The organism is Sulfitobacter sp. HI0129 (assembly GCF_001635395.1).
Taxonomy (GTDB): Bacteria; Pseudomonadota; Alphaproteobacteria; order Rhodobacterales; family Rhodobacteraceae; genus Sulfitobacter.
The window spans coordinates 1-711 of the sequence record NZ_LWGH01000671.1 but is presented as its reverse complement, the minus strand read 5'-3'; the positions used below and the strand labels follow the sequence as shown (position 1 = coordinate 711).

Here is a 711-nt window from a genome sequence, read left to right as displayed (position 1 = left end):
GTGCTCGCCGTGGAAGACAGCCGTTTCGCCTGCGAGGCGATGCGCCTGCTCTGCCTGCGCTCAGGCGCGCGCATCCGGCGGGCGGACAGCCTGCGCGCCGCCCGGCGCCATCTGGAGGTGTACCGGCCCACGGTCGCGATCGTCGACCTTGGCCTGCCGGACGGGAACGGGCTTGACCTGATTTACGAACTCGCTCAAGCCCGGCCCCGGGTAGAGGCGCTGCTGGGTATCTCCGGCGATCCCGGTACCGAAACGCCCGCCATGGCGGCGGGGGCGGATGGTTACCTCTGCAAGCCGATCACGGGGATTTCGGCCTTTCAACAATCCGTCCTTTCCGCCCTGCCCCCGGAACGTCACCCGCGCGGGGCAAGGATTATCACCGATGAATGCGTCGTGCCGGACAAGATCGCATACAAGGATGACATGGCGCATATCGCCGACATGCTGGACAATGAGCCCGAAGACGGTGCGCTTGACTACGTGGCGCAGTTCCTCGCCGGGGTTGCCCGCAGTGCGGAAGACGCAGGCATGGAACGGGCCGCTACGGCGCTCGCGGAAAAGCGCGCGGGCGGCGAATGTGCGACAACCGAAGTCGCGACGATAGCTGGGATGATCCAGGACAGGCTTACCGAACGATTGGCGATATGAAGCGTGCGGGGGAGGATCAGCTCTGCCGCAACGCGGGATCCTCTGCCACACGGACGAGCGCCG

The 711-nt window shown here is 66.4% G+C and carries 1 protein-coding gene; it reads left to right on the top strand.

Features of this window, described 5'->3' with window-relative positions; all coding sequences use genetic code 11:
• Positions 1–648: response regulator (locus A3764_RS17110; protein ID WP_082865973.1), on the top strand; the 648-nt coding region annotated here is incomplete at its 5' end.
• Positions 649–711 lie beyond the last annotated feature (63 nt).